We start from the raw sequence: 16,713 nt of genomic DNA on the forward strand, positions 1-16,713 counted from the left end.
ACGTTGGTTAATTTCCTCTGGACGTTGGTCAATGGACAAGCCATACGGACGCTTGGGGTGTGTTTTCCGAAGCTTCTTTGCTTTCTTATAATGCGTGGTATTTTACATCCAACCAGCCCTTATCTACCCAGTGATAGAGGGTGCGAAGGCAAACACCTGTCAGGTCTTGGAGAATGACTTCTAATGATTTTTTATCTCTGACACCCACACGAATGGTTTCATTGAGTGCATAGGTGAGCTTAGAAGGACGGCCGCAGTGACTTTTATTGACGCTATGGTGTTCTTGTGCATGAGATGCAGAGTACTTTGTCTTTATTTTTAAGTGCACTTCCCTTCCCCTTGACGAAGTTCATTGTTTATTGTCTGAGGGGCTTTATTCAAGAGCTGAGCGATCCGACGGTTACTTAGCTTCTCCTTGTTGTGCCAACGTTCAATCAACTGACGTTCTGCATAAGTAATTTCTTTGCCTTTTGTGTTAGAATCATCTTGCATCTGAATCCTTTTCTACTTTTTGTTCTTTCAAACTCAAGTATAAGAGATTCAGGTGTTTTTTTCTTGCTTCAGGTGGCTAAACTAATTTTACAATTTGCCATAATTTTTTTATTTACCAAAAGCTATATAAAATTGAGGATATTTTTGGCAAAATACTTGGCTGAATTGATGCGGCACCAAAATGACGTTTTCTATAGATTCGGGGCTAAATATCCAAATTGTTGAAAGTTCCCGCATATGATAAATTAATTGATTTCTAGCATTTTTCAAAAAACTCGTTAGCCATTTTTTCAATCATTTCCTATCCTTTCTTCATACGAAACTCCTTTGGCTTGACACCATACTTTTTCGTAAAAATTCGATAAAAATAGTTCAGATTAGAAAACCCCACTTGCTCAGCAACATCAGTAATAGGAAGCGTTGTTAATTCTAGGAGAAGTACCGAATTTTTAAGCCTTTCTTCATTAAGTAATTCTGTAAAAGTATGACCCAGCTTCGCCTTCAAAAGATTCGACAAATAATTCTTATTATAAGCTAGCTTTTTACTTAGCTCGCTCAATGTTAAAGTCTGATATTCACTTTCAATATATTTCAGACTCTGGATTATCGTTTCATTTGTGATTGTCTTTTGCACTACACCGTTGAGATGATAGTCAGTATTTCCGATTAATTCCATAAATAAAATAGGTACATATGAGCGTAAAATTTCGTTGGAAAAAGTCAACCCTGTAAAATAAACATTAATCATCTGTTCCAGAATATCCCGAATTGTTGGATTCTTTTCTGCATCAAAAAAGACAAAACCACCTTCCGAATGCTTGGAAATATCCTGCATCAAGAATTGAAAAAGCATGTTCTTTTGCTGCTTCAATTCCGAAAGTAGTTCCGTACTAAAATTTTCCATAGGGAAAATAATATTGATTAAAATGTCATGTTCAGAAAGTGCACGTATCTTGTGGTGGCTATTATTATCCATCAAAAGTAAATCTCCTGTGTGTAACGTAAAAGGCTCACCATTGATAATCTGCTCACACTTGCCATCTAACATATAGTTAAATTCCAAAAAATCATGTGTATGAGTTGGGTAATCTGCAAATCGATTATGTTTACTAATATAAACTGCCCGATTCTTCAAAAAGAAAGTTTTTACAAAGGATAAGTCCTTGTTTTTACCTGTAATAAAAGCATTATTAGGATAATCAAAGATGACCTCTTGAGTTTCTTTCTGAATTAATTCAATAGTATTATAGTTGTATAAATAGTCTTTAACCACATTGTTTAGCATTTTTAGATTCCTTTATTCTCCTAAATCAATATAACATATAACCTGTAAATTGAATAGCTAATTATCACTTGACAAGTAATGTAAATTAGATAGAAAATAGCTTACGATTTGATATTATAATTATTTTAAAAATAAAATAAAATTAACTTATCAAAAATAAAATGTAATTTTTGAAAATGAATGAAAGAAGAAAAAAACATACAAAAGCAAATTTGATTATGAAATCATTTTGCTTTTGATACATTCAATTCTATGTTAGAGATTTTATTTGATACCTTTGATCAAAGTATCAACATTTTACCAATGAATTTTGAATTATGGAACTAGCGGTTTGATCAATCATACTTTATGTCGAAACTATTTGAGTAAAATGGTAGAGATTGCTAAATAAGGGAACGAAATTTTGATACCAGCTTACTTGGGGAATCTGAAGACTATTCCAGATTTTTTCTTCAAAGATACTGACACAACCATGATTAAGTTTTCATTCACTGACATAGTTATTGGTATAATCCTTTACCAAATATCAAGGTAAGCTTTATATGAAGATATAAAAATTATGGAGTAATTCAATATATAATGATAGATTACAAAAATTACATTGCAATTGATATCGGAGCAAGCAGTGGTCGACTTATTTATGGTTATCTGAAATCTGGAAAACTACAGCTTGAAGAAATTCATCGTTTTAAAAATGGCTTTCACCAAATCAATCATCATGACCGCTGGGATATTGACTTTCTTATTCGAGAAATATTTATTGGTCTTGAAAAAGTCAAAGAACGAGGAGTTGATGAATGTAGAATAGGCATTGATACTTGGGGGATTGATTATGTACTCATAAGAAAAAATGGTGAAAAAATAGCTGATCCGATAAGTTATCGTGACAAAAGAACAAACAACAAAATGCAAGAATTTTGTTCTAAAGTTTCTAAAGAAAAAATTTATGAAAAAACTGGCATTCAATTTTTAGACTTTAATACCCTTTACCAACTTTATGCTGAAGACAAAGAAACATTAGCTAAAGCAGATAAATTACTTTTTATTCCTGACTATATAGGTTATATTTTGACTGGGAGGCAAGTAACAGAGGTCACAAATGCTTCTACTACACAAATGTTGAATCTAAGAAAAGAGCTATTTGATTCAGAACTCCTAGAAGCATTACATATCAAACCAGAACTTTTCAACCCTTTAGTTGACCCAGGAACTGTTCTCGGTGAAATTTGTGAAAAATGGTATGACCAATATGATCTGCCAAAAGCAGAAGTTATCACTGTTGCCACGCACGATACGGCCAGTGCAGTTTCCGGCACGCCAGTATTAAATTCTGATAAAGATAACTGGGCTTATATCTCAAGTGGAACATGGTCATTGATTGGGCGTGAGCTCAAAACACCTATCAATACTAAAGAGGCCTATGAAAGCAACTTTACCAATGAATGGGGGGCTTACGGAACTTACCGGTTTCTCAAAAATATAATGGGAATGTGGATGATCCAAGAAGTTCAGAGACTTTTTGAAAATGGTAAAAATACATATTCACAAATTGCGACTTTATCACAAGATACACCATTTTATAATTCTATCGTTGATGTCAGAGACATACGGTTCACCAATCCACCTAACATGATTGAAGAAGTCCAAAACGCCTGTAGGGAAACGAATCAGCCTATTCCAGAAACTCTTGGAGAGTTGGCAAACTGTATTTATTCAAGTCTTGCAATAAGCTATAAAGAAGAGTTGAAAAATCTTGAAAAATTATGTGGTGTGGCAATTGATGAACTTTACATTGTAGGTGGAGGTAGCAACGTTGAAGTTCTTAACCAACTCACGGCAAATCTAGCAAGAGTTAAAGTTTATGCAGGACCGAGTGAAGCAACTGCAATCGGGAACCTGATTGTTCAGATGATCGCGTATAAAGATATTGCAAGTATTAAAGAAGCTCGTAAAATTATTTATCAATCCTTTGAGATAAAGGAATATCAACCACAAGTATAGTAATTTAAATAGAAAGAAGGTACAAAGTGACGGATGAAACAAAAATTATCCAACGTTTTGAAGATGCAAAGGAACAATTTTCAGCAATAGGTGTAGATGTTGATGGAGCCCTTAAAATTTTAGAAAAAATAAAAATTTCAATGCATTGTTGGCAAGGAGATGACGTTCATGGTTTCATAAACCCAGGTTTAGAGTTAACTGGAGGAATTATGTCAACAGGGAATTATCCAGGAGCTGCTCACACACCAGAGCAATTACGCAAAGATGCTCAAAAAGCCTTTTCACTTATTCCAGGAAAGCATAAATTTAATCTCCATGCGATTTATGCAGATACTGATGAAAAAGTTGATCTTAACGAAATTGAGCCGAGACACTTTAAAAAATGGGTAGAGTGGGCAAAAGAACAGGAAATTGGTCTTGACTTTAATCCTACATTCTTTAGTCACCCAATGTACAAAGATGGTTATACGCTCGCCCATCCCAATAAAAATGTGCGTGATTTTTGGATTGAGCATGGTAAACGTGCACGTAAAATTGCTGAATATTTTGGTAAAGAACTTGGTCAACCAGCTTATAATAATTTCTGGGTACCAGACGGCAGCAAGGACAATCCAATTGATCGTTTGTCACCGCGTCGTCGGTTGATGGAATCTCTTGATGAAATTTTTTCCGAAGACATTTCCGAAGATTATACCGTTGATACAATTGAATCAAAACTATTTGGGATTGGCGCAGAAGCTTATACTGTAGGTAGTCATGAATTTTACATGGGCTATGGAATCAGTCGTGGCAAGACGATTTTAATGGATGCGGGGCATTTTCATCCAACAGAGGTAATTTCAAATAAGATTTCAAGTTTATCACTTTTTTTACCAAAATTAATGCTCCATGTCAGCCGTCCTGTTCGTTGGGATTCAGACCATGTCATTATTATGGATGATGAACTTCAAGAAATCATGAAAGAAATTGTCCGTGGGAATCTTCTTGAACGTACAGCAATTGGTCTTGACTTTTTTGACGGCACAATCAATCGTGTTGCTGCTTGGGTTGTAGGTGTTCGTAATGCTCAAAAGGCTTTGCTTAAAGCTCTTCTTGAACCAACAGCCGACCTTAAGAAGGTTGAACTTAAATTTGATTTCACGAAGCGCCTAGTTTTGACTGAAGAGTACAAAAGCTTACCTTTTGGTGCAGTTTGGGACTATTTTTGCTTCATGCAAGATGTTCCGGTTGGGTTGGATTGGTTTCAAGAAATCCAAGATTATGAAAATGATGTCTTAAACAAACGATGATATCTACAAGTCTAAAATATGGTTAAATATTTAGAAAATGAATTATTTATCAGTTACATGTGATTTTCGTTTCCTATATTTTGCTATAAGGAAATAAATATCTTATGCTGTAACTTTTGTTATTTGCAGACAATCTTTTTAATAATCAGGTCATTGACGGGTATACTAATATACAGTATACAAACAAATTGAAAATAATAAATTGAATAGAAAGCATTTATACTGGTAGAAGTTATCTGCCAATATAAATATAAGAGAAGAAATGAAAAAAAATATTTTGGAAGCATCATTTATTGTTAACATGTGTAAAACAACACATAATCTTTATCAACATGGCTGGGATGAACGCAATGGTGGTAATATTTCAATGATTTTAAGTGAAGAGGAAGTCAGCGAGTATCTGGATATTAGTGATGTAAAACGTGTGATTCCAACCAAATTTGATGCTTCAAAACTGGCTGGGAAATATTTTATAGTAACTGGTGCTGGGAAATATTTTAAAAATGTTATAGACGCCCCAGCAGTAAACATGGGAATTGTACATGTGCAAGAAAATGGAAACAATCTCGATTTGCTTTGGGGCTATGAAGATGGTGGATTTCCCACGAGTGAACTTCCATCACACTTTATGACTCATATTTCTCGACTTTCAGTTGATCTTGATAATAAAGTTGTTATACACTGCCATGCAACAAATTTACTCGCGATGACCTTTACTTACTCACTTGATGAACGAGAATTTACTCGGATTCTTTGGCAAATGTGTACAGAATCGCTGGTTGTATTTCCGGATGGCGTTGGTATTTTGCCATGGATTGTACCCGGAACGAATGAAATTGGTGTAGCAACTGCTGAAAAAATGCGAACATCTCGTCTAGTAATTTGGCCTTTCCATGGTGTTTATGGAGCAGGAAAAGATCTTGATGAAACCTATGGCTTGGTTGAAACGGCTGAAAAGTCGGCTCAAGTTTACACGTTGACACAGGCTCAAGGCGGGATTAAACAAACATTGACTGACCATAATTTACGTGAGTTGGCTGAAGCATTTCACGTTGTGCCAAAAGTTGGATATTTGGAATAAAAAGATGATTAAAAAAGCAGTACGAATGAAAGTTTTCCCAGGCAAGCAAAAAGAGTACGAAAAACGGCATGAAAAGCTTTGGCCAAATTTGAGCTCAATGCTTAAAGAATATGGCTGTATAAGTTATTCTATCTGGTTAGATAAGGATACCAATTACCTTTTTGGGTATCTTGAAATCGAAGATGAAGAAAGATGGATAAAAGCTGCTGATACAGCAATCAACCGTAAGTGGTGGGACTACATGGCAGATATCATGGACACTAATATGGACAATTCGCCTGTATCTGTAGATCTATATCAAGTTTTTGATTTGTTTTAGTTATGGGGATTATAAGTTTGATATACTGTTGAACAGTTTAGAGTGATGTAATAACATTTCTTTAAAATAAAGTCATCCACGTTTAAAATTTTGACAATAGCTGAGACTGTTGTCTTTTTTATTTTGAAGAAATTGTTGGATCAGATAATTAGAAATCAGGAAGGTGATGAAATGGAGTAACCCTTCACTTTTCAAAGCGCATTTTGTCGCTTATAAGTTCAGGATGGGTTTTATATATGAACTCAAAAATCAATTTTGGTAATTTACAGCCAATTACTTGTCGCTAATGTCTTATAGTACGGAAAATTCAGCACACAACAATGATAAAATAAGTGAAAAATTAAAAAACTTGGAATATCAATAGTTGATGTAAAAGAGTTGTAATAGTAATATAAGGGGGTGGTGGGTGGAGACCATTGATGTTTTCATCTTGTCTTAAGTTGATAAAGATTGAATCATATGTTGGAATACTAGAAATAGTTTTTGGGGTTATGGAATGACAAAACTGTTTCTTAGACTGGTTAAACAAAGTTTGGGTTTTGCTTATGCGGAAGTATACGTAAAAGTTGGATTCAGAAATGTAACAAATTCCATTAACAACGAAGTTGGTCTGTTGGTTATGTATGTTAATCACTTGAAAAGTGATTTGTCAAAGAACATTGTTGCTGAACTTTATGCAGACAAGGTTGCTCATCAAGGAAATATTTCTTCCGACTATTTTCAGAAATTTGCTGATTTAGCAGTTAATGCATTGAATAGTCGTGAGATTATAAGTTTGAATACGAAAGCTGTTCTTGAAAAAGATTAAAGGATAAAAGTAACACAAGCTAACGATTTTTTTGTTCATTTAGCTCGTGTGCAGATGGATAGCAAATCTTTTTATTGAAATACAGACAAGCATTGATAATGATTAGGGGTATCGGTTATGTATGGAGGAACTGAGAATGATAACCAGAGCTCATGGTATTTTTATGAAATATATACCGATCTAAAAGCTTATGGCATACATTGCGAAGCGACCCAGCTGATTTATTGTCAGATCACCTTTAGTCATCAGTTCACAAATATGTTTTCCTCGTAGAAAACAAAGGCACATATAAAGAATCTTATATTGCATTTGACAATTGGCTTGAAGTAACAGAGAGTTGAATCTCACAATTTTTTATGGTTTGGTAATAATTTTGCTATTCTCTAGTAAAATGTTCTTATGCCATTTAGTTGCGTGAATTTCAATGTGGTAAAGTTGTTATCGGTGTTTGATAGATACTGTTTAAAGAGATATTAACCTTTTGGGGTTTTCTTGTCTTGATAATCTAAAGTGGAATTAAAGCCAAAATTTGCAGTTATTGCTTGCAACTTTTAGTAATTATAATTTGTTCTAACCAATTTCTTTATAAAGGAATGATCAATCACCCCTAGTTGACAAATCCAAACGGTATTGATATAATTTATCACGGTACTTTTTACATTTGGATTTTCCAAGGAGAACGTAAATGTTGCCAAACTTCTAGTCAGAACTTGTCTCAAGCGAACATATACTGACAACCAAATTTAAAACAAAACGAAAGGAATGCTTTTCACAGATTTTTATCGCTTGGCAAAATGCGAAAATCAAAAAAAGCAGGAGATTAATGCCTACAATTAATCAATTAGTGAAGAGCCCTCGTAAATCAAAAATTACGAAGTCTAAATCACCAGCCATGAACGTTGGCTACAACAGCCGCAAAAAAGTTCAGACTAAAATTTCAAGTCCACAAAAACGAGGTGTAGCAACTCGTGTTGGAACAATGACACCTAAGAAGCCTAACTCAGCGCTTCGTAAGTTTGCGCGTGTTCGTCTTTCAAACCTAATGGAAGTTACAGCTTATATTCCAGGTATTGGTCACAACTTGCAAGAACACAGTGTTGTACTTCTTCGTGGTGGGCGTGTTAAAGATCTTCCAGGGGTACGTTACCACGTAATTCGTGGAGCTCTTGATACTGCCGGTGTTACTGGTCGTAAGCAAGGCCGTTCTAAATATGGCGCAAAACGTCCAAAAGGATAAGAGAGAGGAGATAAGTTAAATGCGTAAAAATCGTGCCCCAAAACGTGAAGTTTTGGCAGATCCAGTTTATAGCTCAGTAGTTGTCTCACGCCTTATCAACCGTCTTATGCTTGACGGCAAACGTGGTGTAGCAACTTCAATCGTTTATGGTGCCTTTGATCAAATCAAAGAAGTTAGTGGAAACAACCCACTTGAAGTATTCGACCAAGCAATGGAAAATATCATGCCTATGCTTGAAGTCCGTGCTCGTCGTGTTGGTGGTTCTAACTATCAAGTTCCTGTTGAAGTTCGTCCAGAACGTCGTACTACACTGGCCCTTCGTTGGTTGGTAACTATCGCTCGTAAGCGTGGTGAACACACAATGCAAGAACGTTTGGCTAAAGAAATCATGGATGCAGCAAACAATACAGGCGCAGCAGTTAAAAAACGTGAGGACACTCACAAGATGGCTGAAGCAAACCGTGCCTTCGCTCACTTCCGTTGGTAATAAATTCAGTCAATCTGAGACTTTATTAATAAGTGACTCAAAACTGAGCTGGGCGTTAGCTCAACTCAGTTTTTTTAAATAATAAGCGACACTTCGGGTGAGAATCCGATGAGAAGCATCCAAACAAAAAATTTAATAGAAGTGGGGAAGGTTGCCTTACAGGCAGAACTCCTCTCTAGTAGAAAATTTTTCATAAACTTCAAGGAGAATAACTAGAATGCCTCGTGAATATTCATTAGAAAAAACACGTAACATCGGTATCATGGCTCACGTCGATGCCGGTAAAACTACAACGACTGAGCGTGTGCTTTTCCATACTCATAAAATTCACAAAATTGGTGAAACCCACGATGGCGCTTCACAAATGGACTGGATGAAGCAAGAGCAGGAGCGTGGAATCACAATCACTTCAGCCGCTACAACTGCATACTGGAAGAACAACCGTATCAATATTATTGATACTCCAGGACACGTTGACTTCACGATCGAAGTACAACGTTCACTCCGTGTTCTTGATGGTGCAGTAACAGTTCTTGATTCACAAGTTGGTGTTGAACCACAAACAGAAACTGTTTGGCGTCAAGCCACAGAATATAAAGTACCACGTATTGTCTTTTCAAATAAGATGGACAAGACAGGTGCAGATTTCTTCGCTTCAGTTGAATCACTTCATGAGCGCCTCCAAGCCAATGCTCACCCAATTCAAATTCCAATTGGTGCTGAAGATTATCTTTCAGGGGGCATCGACCTTGTTGAAATGAAGGCTTGGCACTATGATGGTGCAGCCGAAGAAGAAGCAACTGAAATTCCAATCCCAGAAGATATGCAAACTCTTGCTGAAGAGTGGCGTGAGAAATTAGTTGAAGCAGTTGCTGAAAATGATGAAGATCTCATGATGAAATATCTTGAGGGTGAAGAAATTACTATACCAGAGCTCAAGGCAGGTATCCGTAAGGCTACTATCGCTGCAGATTTCTTCCCAGTAATGGGTGGCTCTGCATATAAGAACATGGGTGTTAAGGCTATGCTTGATGCAGTTCTTGATTACTTGCCATCACCAGTTGACGTACCAGCTATCAATGGTATCAATCCTAAGACTGATGCTGAAGAAGTGCGTCACCCATCAGACTCAGAACCATTTTCAGCAATTGCCTTCAAAATTATGACAGATCCATTTGTTGGTCGATTGACATTTTTCCGTGTTTACTCAGGTCATGCAGAAGCAGGTTCATATGTCTTAAATGCTGAATCAGGTAAAAAAGAACGCCTTGGTCGTATTGTGTTGATGCATGCCAATCACCGGTCAGAAGTTAACGAAGTATGGGCGGGTGATATCGCGGCTGCGATCGGTTTCAAAGATACTAAGACAGGGGATACTATCTGTGATGAAAAATCTCCAATTATCCTTGAATCTATTGTCTTCCCAGATCCAGTTATAGAGATTGCAATCGAACCTAAGTCAAAAGCTGATCAAGATAAGATGGGCAATGGTCTTCAAAAACTTGCTGAGGAAGATCCATCATTCCGTGTTTCTACAAACGAAGAAACTGGTGAAACGGTTATCGCTGGTATGGGTGAACTCCACCTTGACGTTTTGGTTACTCGTCTGAGAGATGAATTCGGTGTTGATGCTAACGTTGGTGCTCCTCAAGTTTCTTACCGGGAAACATTCCGTGCAGCTTCAACAAAAGCACGTGGGTTCTTCAAGCGTCAATCTGGTGGTAAAGGTCAATATGGTGACGTATGGATCGAATTCACACCAAATGAAGAGGGTAAAGGGTTTGAATTTGAAAATGCCATCGTTGGTGGTGTTGTTCCTCGTGAATATGTACCTGCAGTACAAAAAGGATTGCAAGAATCCATGTCAAATGGTGTCCTTGCTGGGTATCCATTAGTTGATATCAAAGCTAAGCTTTATGATGGATCATACCACGATGTCGATTCATCAGAAACAGCCTTCAAGGTTGCTGCCTCATTGGCACTTCGTGAAGCTGCTAAGCATGCCAATGCTGTCATTCTTGAACCAATTATGAAAGTTACAATTACAGTACCTGATGAATACATGGGTGATGCAATCGGACACGTGAACTCACGTCGTGGCACGGTTGAGGGTATGGAATCTCTTGGAAAAACTCAAATTGTTCATGCAATGGTTCCATTGTCAGAAATGTTTGGTTACGCAACAGTTATCCGTTCAGCTACTCAAGGACGCGGTACCTTCATGATGGTCTTTGACCACTACTCAGATGTGCCAAAATCAGTTCAAGAAGAAATCATCAAAAAGAATGGTGGTTCTGCTGACTAAGCAGAGTAATAAAAAACGGGCTTCAGTCCGTTTTTTATTACTCAATAATTTCAAAAGACAAACGTTCGGGAAAAATTCTTGAGTATGGTATAATCTTAGATGAGAGGTTGATAAAAATGAAAAGAAGCGAACGTTTGGTGGATCTAACAAATTTCCTAACAGAAAACCCATTTGAATTGCTAAAGTTAAGTACTTTTACCGAAAGATATGAATCTTCAAAGTCAACGATTTCCGAGGATTTGGAAATCATTCGCCAGGTGTTTAAAGCAAGAGAAATTGGGGAAATCAAGACCTATACAGGGACTGCTGGCGGTGTAGAGTTTATTCCTGATATTTCAGATAAACGCTCAGTTGAGTTTGCGAGAGATATTCAAGAACTGATGGGACACCAAAAACGTATTCTGCCAGGGGGTTATCTTTATTTATCTGATATTGTAGGAGATCCAACTAACTTGAAAAAAATTGGGCGTATTTTGGCGCATGAGTTTATTGACGCCCGGGTAGATGCGGTAATGACCATTGCGACTAAAGGTATCCCAATTGCTCAAGCTACAGCTGAGTGCTTAAATGTTCCTTTTGTTGTAGTGAGACGAGACCCAAAAGTCACAGAAGGAGCAACATTAGCTGTGAACTATATGTCTGGCTCGAGTTCCAAGGTAGAATCCATGGTTCTCTCAAAACGTGCCTTGCTTCCAGGCAAACGTGTCCTGATTGTAGATGATTTCATGAAAGGAGGCGGGACTCTCAATGGGATGCGTAGCTTAGTTTATGAAATGGATTGTCGCGTTGCTGGCGTTTCTGTCTTTATTGAGGGACCATTCCATGGAGAACGTCCGCTTGTTGATTATCGTTCAATGCTCAGAGTGGATAATATTGATCTGGCTAATCATGCAATTGATGTAAGGCTTGGAAATATGTTTGACAGAGCTTAATAATAAATAAAAATAAATAACAGCTGCAAGCTTTGTCTGCAGCTGTTATTTATTAAAAGAAAGTAAAAAAAAGAAGCTCATTGCTTCTAAGTATCGGGAAGACAGGATTCGAACCTGCGACACCTTGGTCCCAAACCAAGTACTCTACCAAGCTGAGCTACTTCCCGTAACATCATTAAGTAAAGAAATTCGTTTAATAATTCTTTAATCAAATCGCTCACTGTGTTAATTTAGGCAAGCTAATATTAACATAGAATGCGCCCAGCAGGATTCGAACCTGCAACCGCTTGATTCGTAGTCAAGTACTCTATCCAGTTGAGCCATGGGCGCCTTTAACAACTAGCATAGTTTACCACAAGATGGTATAAATAGCAAATTTTAAACCCCTTATTTAGTCATATTATTTAGTCATATTTGGGAAGTACCATAGGTTAAAAGTAATGCAACTTAATATCTATTGGATTTAACTATTTAACCTACATGACCTGCTAAAATATTCATATCTTTTTCAAGTTAAGTCCAGATTATTTTGATCAAATTGTTTTGCTTTTAAATACCTAAGTTGTCAAAGACTTGTTTAAAATTGAATTTCATGAAATTACTACATATAGGCAGGATTCTGTCTGGGTTTGGACTAGAGATTGATTAATTAGTAATAGAAATATCTACTCTTAATATAGAATAAATATTTGAAAAAATTATTAGCTTCATCATTATATGATATGAGAAGTGTCTTTTTGACTTAATATAATTTTATCTTTAAAAGATTGAATTTTTATAAGCTACTGAGATTTTATTTAGTTTATCAATTGGCAAATATGAAAATGTTGTAGCACTACCTCCACGCGGCAAATCCAGAATAACTAAGGACAGTATAAGATACAATCTGTGGACATATATAATGCCAAAATTGGAAACTAGATGAATATGATGTTTTTTGAGGTGAAATGGCGTATAATACAATTCATATGAGGAAAAAAGTAACGATCAATGATATTGCTCAGCTGACAGGGGTCTCCAAAACGACTATTTCACGATTTTTGAACGATAAATACGAAGGAATGTCTGGTGAAACGCGTCAAAGAATTGATGCGGTGATAAAGGAGCTAAACTATCGTCCTAACCGTCAAGCAAGAGCTTTAAAATCCCAGATTTCATCAATGATTGGAATTGTAGTAGTTGATATTTCGAATCCGTATACATCAAGAATGGTCAAAGGAATAATGGATCGCTTGAAAAATACACAGTATCATACCCTTATTATGGACTCTGACCTAAGCCAAGAGCGGGAGCAGAAAAATGTAAATAAGCTTTTAGATGAGCAAGTTGACGGTATTGTTATTCAGCCCCTAGGAAAAAGTTCGACAGATTATCAGGCTTTAGGAACAAATGTTCCAGTAGTACAGATTGATCGTTACGTAGAGCCTTTGATATGGCCGGCGGTAGTCTCTGACAATTTTGTTCAATCAAGAAATCTTGCGAAATTGTTTCTAGAAAAAGACTATCAACGGATTATTGTTGTTTCTCCCCCCATTAAATATGCTTCCCCTCGAATTAATCGATTAAAAGGGCTACTTAATGAACTAGTTAACACTGACATTGAAGTCAAACAAGTTATTACAACCGAAATTAAAGATGTTGTTGCAAGGAATGAGGAAATTTGGGAACAACTTAAAGTTTACATTAAAGGCGATGCTAAAACAGCCATTTATGCTTTTAATGGTGGACTGTTGTATGGACTTATCAAAATATTCAAAGAAAAAAACATTTTAATTCCTGAACAAGTTGGACTAGTTGGATATGATGATGGTGCATTCGCTGATTTAGTAAGCCCTGGTATAACTTCAATTGAACAAAATCCAGTTGAAATAGGGTACCAAGCAGCTGATAAACTCTTAGAGCAAATCGAAGGAAAGGAAAGTCTCATCGAATTAACTTGTGTTGATTCAAAATTAAATATTAGACAATCATTATAAGAAAACCTTTACAAAAAACATATATTTGTAAAGGTTTTTTTAATTTTATCTATTTTATTTGTTGACAGATAAAATGAAAACGCTTATAATATAGGTAAATCGGTTTACCAAATCGATAAACTAAATTATTTTGGCCGGCAGAATTATTTTAGTGTCATATTATTTTGAATGAAATGCAAACGCTTTAAAGGAGAAAAATTGAGCAATCAAACTATGGAAACTCGATATGCACATGCACCAAGTGATATTGCAAAATTCACAACAGAAGAATTGCGTCGTGAGTTTGCTGTTGAGAAAATTTTTGAAGAAGGGTGGATTCATCTGACTTATACTCACAATGATCGTTTGATCTTTGGTGGAGTTGAGCCTACTGAAAAACCCTTGGAAATCATATTGGACAAAGTCCTAGGGGTTGAATATTTCCTCGAACGACGTGAACTTGGATTTATCAATATAGGTGGAGACGGAAGCGTTGAAATTGATGGGGTTGAAGATGAAGTTCTACATCGCGATGGCTATTATGTTGGTAAAGAAACTAAACATGTAATTTTCAAATCAAAAGATTCTAAGCATCCTGCTAAATTTTACGTTGCATCTGCACCGGCGCACCACAAATATCCTAATAAAAAGATTGCATTGTCGAATATTAATCCGCTAACACCTGGGGATGATGAGCATATGAATAAACGAAAAATAAACCAATATGTTCATCCAAATCAAGTTGAGTCTTGTCAACTTCAGATGGGATTAACTTCGTTAGCATCAGGTTCATCATGGAATACGATGCCATGTCACACACATGAACGTCGTATGGAAGCTTATTTTTACTTTGAGCTTCCCAAAGAAGAGGCCATATTTCATTTCATGGGGAAGCCAAATGAAACTAAACACTTGATTCTTCATGATGACGAAGCGGTAATCAATCCTAGTTGGTCAGTTCATTTTGGTGTAGCAACGAGCAATTATTCATTCATATGGGCAATGTGTGGGGAAAACATAACTTATGATGATATGGATATCATACCAATTAGCAAATTAAAATAAAGAAAAATTCAAAAAAAATTATTCAGGAGAGGATAAAAATGAAAGTTGCACGTAACATTATCCCTAGTTTGGGACAGGAGACTCGCCCGTTTGCTTGGAAAGACAAAATCGGGTACGCCTTTGGGGATTTATCTAATTGCTGGCTTTTAGGGTTGGTAAACACGTTTATCACGATTTATTATGTTACCGTTTTAGGGATTGATGGTGTGTGGGTAGGATCTTTACTTTTTGGTGCAAAAATATTTGATGCTTTTGTCGATCTATTTGTTGGAAAGCTTGCAGATATGGCCAAACTTACACCAGAAGGAAGATTTCGCCCGTGGATTCGTAAAGCTAAATGGTTCTTTTGCGCGATTGTAATTGTAATGTTCTTACCATTCATACATACATTACCAATGACTTGGAGAATGGTATTTGCTTTTATTACCTATGTTGGATATGACATAGGTTATTCTACTATGATTGTCCCTTATGGATCAATGATAGCCGCGATTACATCAGATCCAGTTGAGCATACTTCATTATCCACTTCACGTAGTGTAGGTTCAGCGATTAGTGGTGGATTAACAGGGTTTTTCATCCCTATGGTCGTATATTCTACAGTTAATGGTCAACAAGTTGCTTCAGCAATGAATTTCTTTTTTGTTGCAATAGTCTGTGCAGGCTTGGCTTTTGCTGGATATAATGTTACTTATAAATTAACTACAGAGCGTGTCCAGGTAGAACCAAAAGAAAATATTACTTTTGCACAAATGCTTTCAGGCATAGGCAAAAATCGTGCTTTATTAATCTTGATTATTGCTGATGTATTTATTGTTGTAAACCAAATTTTAGCTGGCACAGCTAACACATTCTTATTTACAACTTATTTTGAAAATAAGTCAGCGCTTGCAATTGCACTGTTATTTACATATGGAACTGTAGCCGTGCTTGCTCCCTTTGCAAAATGGTTGACAGCAAGATTTGGAAAAAAAGAGACAAGTATTGCTGCATTGTTTTTCTCAGCAGCACTGTATGTAGTGATGGATTTAGCACACTTTACAAACCCGTGGGTTTATCTTGTCTTTATGTTTGTTGCAACTGCAGGAGCGGGAATATTTAATTTGATGGTGTGGGCCTTTATTGCTGACACAGCAGATTATCATCAAATTGTAACAGGTAGACGAGAAGATGGAACGATTTATGGATTAAATAGCTTTTCAAGAAAAATTGGGCAAGCAATCGCTGGGTTAATTGGAGGATCAATGCTTACCATGATAGGTTATATTGCCTCAACAACGGGAGGCGCAAAACAAACAACACAAGTTGTTAATCGGATTTATGATTTGGCAAACCTATTACCAGCAGTAATACTAGCTAGTGCTGGAATCATCCTGCTCTTTTATCCATTAAATCGGAAAAAATCAGAAGAAATGGCCAAAGAAATTGAAAAAATTAATGCCAATGAGTCTTAATAT

General features: G+C 36.3%; 13 protein-coding genes, 2 tRNA genes and 1 pseudogene. 12 read left to right on the top strand and 4 right to left on the bottom strand.

What is annotated here, in order from left to right; all coding sequences use genetic code 11:
- Positions 1-492: pseudogene (locus tag HNQ37_RS08665) on the bottom strand (transposase); the annotation flags it as partial.
- Positions 493-793: 301 nt separating this feature from the next.
- Positions 794-1,777, bottom strand: a complete 984-nt coding sequence (locus HNQ37_RS02490; RefSeq protein WP_183539014.1) for an AraC family transcriptional regulator — start codon at positions 1,775-1,777, stop codon at positions 794-796.
- A 579-nt stretch (positions 1,778-2,356) separates the two neighbouring features.
- Between HNQ37_RS02490 and rhaB the strand changes: the two genes are divergently transcribed.
- The 9 genes from rhaB (at position 2,357) to purR (ending at position 12,236) form a co-directional block, all read left to right on the top strand.
- Positions 2,357-3,778, top strand: a complete 1,422-nt coding sequence (gene rhaB / locus HNQ37_RS02495; RefSeq protein ID WP_183539015.1) for a rhamnulokinase — start codon at positions 2,357-2,359, stop codon at positions 3,776-3,778.
- Between the two features lie 26 nt (positions 3,779-3,804).
- Positions 3,805-5,067, top strand: a complete 1,263-nt coding sequence (rhaA, locus tag HNQ37_RS02500; protein WP_183539016.1) for an L-rhamnose isomerase — start codon at positions 3,805-3,807, stop codon at positions 5,065-5,067.
- Between the two features lie 262 nt (positions 5,068-5,329).
- A complete protein-coding gene (rhaD, locus tag HNQ37_RS02505; protein WP_183539018.1) occupies positions 5,330-6,148 on the top strand; it encodes a rhamnulose-1-phosphate aldolase in 819 nt (272 codons plus the stop codon).
- 4 nt (positions 6,149-6,152) lie between these two features.
- Positions 6,153-6,467: an L-rhamnose mutarotase gene (gene rhaM / locus HNQ37_RS02510; protein ID WP_183539019.1), complete on the top strand. Its 315-nt coding sequence runs from the start codon at positions 6,153-6,155 to the stop codon at positions 6,465-6,467.
- 496 nt (positions 6,468-6,963) lie between these two features.
- Complete coding sequence (locus HNQ37_RS02515) at positions 6,964-7,275, top strand: hypothetical protein (RefSeq protein WP_183539020.1); 312 nt, start codon at positions 6,964-6,966, stop codon at positions 7,273-7,275.
- Between the two features lie 823 nt (positions 7,276-8,098).
- Complete coding sequence (gene rpsL, locus HNQ37_RS02520; RefSeq protein ID WP_183539021.1) at positions 8,099-8,512, top strand: 30S ribosomal protein S12; 414 nt, start codon at positions 8,099-8,101, stop codon at positions 8,510-8,512.
- Between the two features lie 19 nt (positions 8,513-8,531).
- The gene (rpsG, locus tag HNQ37_RS02525) at positions 8,532-8,999 is read left to right on the top strand and encodes a 30S ribosomal protein S7 (protein ID WP_183539022.1); all 468 of its coding nucleotides are present in this window, start codon (positions 8,532-8,534) and stop codon (positions 8,997-8,999) included.
- Positions 9,000-9,216: 217 nt separating this feature from the next.
- Complete coding sequence (gene fusA, locus HNQ37_RS02530) at positions 9,217-11,304, top strand: elongation factor G (RefSeq protein WP_183539023.1); 2,088 nt, start codon at positions 9,217-9,219, stop codon at positions 11,302-11,304.
- 116 nt (positions 11,305-11,420) lie between these two features.
- Positions 11,421-12,236 carry a pur operon repressor gene (gene purR / locus HNQ37_RS02535; protein WP_183539025.1) on the top strand — a complete coding sequence of 272 codons (816 nt, stop codon included), beginning with the start codon at positions 11,421-11,423 and terminating at the stop codon, positions 12,234-12,236.
- Positions 12,237-12,329: 93 nt separating this feature from the next.
- On the opposite strand, the gene HNQ37_RS02540 is transcribed toward purR, so the two are convergent.
- A tRNA-Pro gene (locus tag HNQ37_RS02540) sits at positions 12,330-12,403 on the bottom strand.
- Positions 12,404-12,492: 89 nt separating this feature from the next.
- Positions 12,493-12,566, bottom strand: a tRNA-Arg gene (locus HNQ37_RS02545).
- A gap of 638 nt (positions 12,567-13,204) precedes the next feature.
- Between HNQ37_RS02545 and HNQ37_RS02550 the strand changes: the two genes are divergently transcribed.
- The 3 genes from HNQ37_RS02550 (at position 13,205) to HNQ37_RS02560 (ending at position 16,710) form a co-directional block, all read left to right on the top strand.
- A complete protein-coding gene (locus tag HNQ37_RS02550) occupies positions 13,205-14,212 on the top strand; it encodes a LacI family DNA-binding transcriptional regulator (RefSeq protein WP_183539027.1) in 1,008 nt (335 codons plus the stop codon).
- Between the two features lie 213 nt (positions 14,213-14,425).
- On the top strand, positions 14,426-15,256 hold the full coding sequence (gene kduI / locus HNQ37_RS02555; protein ID WP_183539130.1) for a 5-dehydro-4-deoxy-D-glucuronate isomerase: 831 nt from the start codon (positions 14,426-14,428) through the stop codon (positions 15,254-15,256).
- Positions 15,257-15,294: 38 nt separating this feature from the next.
- Positions 15,295-16,710 (top strand): MFS transporter, encoded by a 1,416-nt coding sequence (locus HNQ37_RS02560; RefSeq protein ID WP_183539029.1) that lies wholly within the window; start codon positions 15,295-15,297, stop codon positions 16,708-16,710.
- Positions 16,711-16,713: the final 3 nt, after the last annotated feature.

It is taken from the genome of Lactovum miscens, from assembly GCF_014202895.1.
Taxonomy (GTDB): Bacteria; Bacillota; Bacilli; order Lactobacillales; family Streptococcaceae; genus Lactovum; species Lactovum miscens.

What these genes read in the sequence shown, in the direction of transcription:
- HNQ37_RS02550 (WP_183539027.1), top strand. Translation starts at nt 13,205, where the DNA reads ATGAGGAAAAAAGTAACGATCAATGATATTGCTCAGCTGACAGGGGTC.
- purR (WP_183539025.1), top strand. Translation starts at nt 11,421, where the DNA reads ATGAAAAGAAGCGAACGTTTGGTGGATCTAACAAATTTCCTAACAGAA.
- kduI (WP_183539130.1), top strand. Translation starts at nt 14,426, where the DNA reads ATGGAAACTCGATATGCACATGCACCAAGTGATATTGCAAAATTCACA.
- HNQ37_RS02560 (WP_183539029.1), top strand. Translation starts at nt 15,295, where the DNA reads ATGAAAGTTGCACGTAACATTATCCCTAGTTTGGGACAGGAGACTCGC.
- rhaM (WP_183539019.1), top strand. Translation starts at nt 6,153, where the DNA reads ATGATTAAAAAAGCAGTACGAATGAAAGTTTTCCCAGGCAAGCAAAAA.
- HNQ37_RS02515 (WP_183539020.1), top strand. Translation starts at nt 6,964, where the DNA reads ATGACAAAACTGTTTCTTAGACTGGTTAAACAAAGTTTGGGTTTTGCT.
- rhaD (WP_183539018.1), top strand. Translation starts at nt 5,330, where the DNA reads ATGAAAAAAAATATTTTGGAAGCATCATTTATTGTTAACATGTGTAAA.
- rpsL (WP_183539021.1), top strand. Translation starts at nt 8,099, where the DNA reads ATGCCTACAATTAATCAATTAGTGAAGAGCCCTCGTAAATCAAAAATT.
- rhaB (WP_183539015.1), top strand. Translation starts at nt 2,357, where the DNA reads ATGATAGATTACAAAAATTACATTGCAATTGATATCGGAGCAAGCAGT.
- HNQ37_RS02490 (WP_183539014.1), bottom strand. Translation starts at nt 1,777, where the DNA reads ATGCTAAACAATGTGGTTAAAGACTATTTATACAACTATAATACTATT.
- rpsG (WP_183539022.1), top strand. Translation starts at nt 8,532, where the DNA reads ATGCGTAAAAATCGTGCCCCAAAACGTGAAGTTTTGGCAGATCCAGTT.
- fusA (WP_183539023.1), top strand. Translation starts at nt 9,217, where the DNA reads ATGCCTCGTGAATATTCATTAGAAAAAACACGTAACATCGGTATCATG.